Genomic DNA, 2,715 nt, shown 5'->3' on the forward strand with positions numbered 1-2,715 from the left:
GGAAAATCCAATTTTAACGCTTCTGCTTTGAAGTTTTCTGCGGAAACAAAGGTTTATTTTCTGATTGTTTTCTTCTGCGTAATTTCGGCACAACTAGCCCATAACGTTCTGGTACTACAGCGGGTTTGGGACTAAATTAAGCTCATTATTCGGATTTGCCAAATCATTCCAAATACAAAACCAACTTCCCATTAAGCCAATTGCCAAAATCCGTTGTAGTAGCTGTTACCTGCTGGCTTTATTTCTGTTTTAACAACCATTCGATTAATTCATTATTGTCCACAATGCTCCAAGAATGTGGATGCTTACTATTGTCAGGTTTTCTATATCCTTTATTTTGCGTAATTATCAATTCTGCTTTAGTATTTCCGAGTCTATTCAATTCATTAATCATTGCCGAACATTCCGTAACATTCATCCCTGTGAAATCCTCTGCATTTTCTTTCAACCACCAATTAATATCAGGTTCAGAGTAAATTCTCAAAGGAAGTTTTATTATTTTTTTAATAGCTGTTTGGGTTGTGTCGTTAAATGAATAAGGTGATATACTATAATAATTTTTTAATGCAGTTTTTGGTGAACCCCCCATTTCTTTTTCTAGTTTCTCTATCGTATAAACTCTCTCTTCATCTGGACTTTTGTTTACAGATAATCTTATCTCTCTTTTACTTGAGTTATAAACTCGTTCAAAATCAAGTGGTGGGTCAATCGCAAAAATTGCGGTTGGGTTTATAGTTGGGTTTTCTGCATATTTAATCGCACAACTTCCGCCAATTGAAAATCCACCAACATAAAATCTTTGATCAATAAGTTTATGTTTAGAAGTCACGTCTATTAAAATTCTATTAAAAGATTGTTGACTTAAACTATCCACGCCAAAAGATAATTCTCCATCCTGAAAAGTTGGTATAATCGTCAAAATTCCATTCAAAGCTAATTTTTTCGGCAGTTCAGTTTGTTGTAAAACATTTTCGGCTGTTTGTCCAAGTCCTGGGATTAAAAACATATATCCTTTCCATGGTAAATTGGGTGGATAAATTATTGTATAATGGTTTTTTGTTGTGTCAGCATTGTCAAGGTAAACCTTTTCAACTTTTAGATTATTTACTTTCTGTCCAACACAATCAAATGAAAGTAGAGAAAAAGTTATTACTGTTAATATAAATTTCATAATCGTGTCAGTTCTTTGTTTACGGCATGTAGTTCTGTGCTTGCAGGTAACGTCTTGGTACTACAGCGGGTTTGGGACTAAATTAAACCCTATTTTCGGATTTGTCAAATCATCCCAAATACAAAACCATCTTTCCATTAAGCCTATTGCCCAAATCTGTAGTAGTAGCTGTTAGCCGTTCGGTTTTATTAATCGTTTTCTAAGAATATTTCCCAATATTCAATATCCATCCAATTATTATCATTTTTAGTTTTAGTTAAAAACAACTCTAATTCAGTTTCTGAAATTGGATTTTTTTCTATTTCAACTGGATTTTGTCTGTTGATTGATAAATTCCTTAAATCGCTTAAAATTGATGAAAATTTTTCAATTGAAATTGCAATGTAGTTTTGTTCCCATTCCCCATTTCCGTGTTCAGAAATAAAAACCGGCAAATTTGGATTTTCAATGTCGACAAATATCGGATCATCCATATTATCAGTTGCAATTACAATCCAATTTTTTTTCCAATCGCCACTCTTATTTCCGACTAATGATTTTCCGTTTTCTGTTACGCTATATCCAATTTGTTCTTTTTCAATATTTTCTAATTTGAATATATTTATTTCGCTATAGCCAATTGAGATATCTTCTGCTTTTGAAATAAATTTTTTGAAATTTTCATTCTCGAACAATACATTTAAATTTGGTTTTCCGTTGCTATTAAATAGTTTACTGAAAATATTCATTTATTTTTCGTTTAAAATCAACATTCTTATTGCATTCTGTTCGGTCAAACTGACGGCTAACGTCTTGGTACTACAGCGGGTTTGGGACTAAATTAATCCCTATTTTCGGATTTGCCAAATCATCCCAGATGCAAAACCAACTTTCCATTAAACCAATTGCCCAAATCCGTTGTAGTAGCTGTTATAAGCAGGCTTTCTTACTTCCGTCTTCACTGATATATCTAAACTGATAATTTTTATCAATTATTTTTCCACCTTGATTTATAAAAGAGCCAAACAATCCGTGCCAATCTTCAAAATCGAATTCCTTTTCCGTATCCCAACAAATTCTACCGTAAAAATCGGGTTTGTCTAATTCTGATTTAACGACAACTCCAAATTCTCCGCCCAATGAAACTTTCATTCCGTATTCAAAGTCTGCGTTCATTTTTTTAACGTTATTATTGAATATTTTTTTTAGACCAAATTTTTTCCATCAAAATCTTTGTTTTAATATCGTTATAAAACAATTCAATCCGTTTTAAATCTTTTGAACTTATTTCCCCACTCAAAAACTCTCCATCTTCAATTTTGAATTTCGCATTTACGCGATTATCATTTGTTTTTACGTGAAAATGGGGTGGATTATGGTCGTTTGAATAAATGATTACTTGCATTCCGTTTACAGTTCCGATTCGTTCCTTAGTTTCATAACCAACGTAACTTTCTATAGAATCTTTACTAAAATAAAATCTCATTATTTCAGACAAGATTTTTTCTAAAATTGCATATTCATTATTTGTTTCCATTTGTGATTTAAATACGAATTGGTTTAAA

Annotated in this window: 4 protein-coding genes; all 4 read right to left on the reverse strand. The window is 31.9% G+C overall.

Annotated features, from left to right (window positions below):
* Positions 1-238: 238 nt before the first annotated feature.
* Positions 239-1,171 carry an alpha/beta hydrolase gene (locus tag VFS71_RS13700; RefSeq protein ID WP_326401896.1) on the reverse strand — a complete coding sequence of 311 codons (933 nt, stop codon included), beginning with the start codon at positions 1,169-1,171 and terminating at the stop codon, positions 239-241.
* A gap of 188 nt (positions 1,172-1,359) precedes the next feature.
* The gene (locus VFS71_RS13705) at positions 1,360-1,899 is read right to left on the reverse strand and encodes a hypothetical protein (protein WP_326401898.1); all 540 of its coding nucleotides are present in this window, start codon (positions 1,897-1,899) and stop codon (positions 1,360-1,362) included.
* Positions 1,900-2,080: 181 nt separating this feature from the next.
* Complete coding sequence (locus VFS71_RS13710) at positions 2,081-2,326, reverse strand: hypothetical protein (RefSeq protein WP_326401900.1); 246 nt, start codon at positions 2,324-2,326, stop codon at positions 2,081-2,083.
* A 13-nt stretch (positions 2,327-2,339) separates the two neighbouring features.
* Positions 2,340-2,715 (reverse strand): DUF4160 domain-containing protein (locus VFS71_RS13715; RefSeq protein WP_326401902.1); only part of this gene is annotated, 376 nt, incomplete at its 5' end.

Source organism: Flavobacterium sp., from assembly GCF_035760125.1.
In the GTDB taxonomy this organism is placed as follows: Bacteria; Bacteroidota; Bacteroidia; order Flavobacteriales; family Flavobacteriaceae; genus Flavobacterium.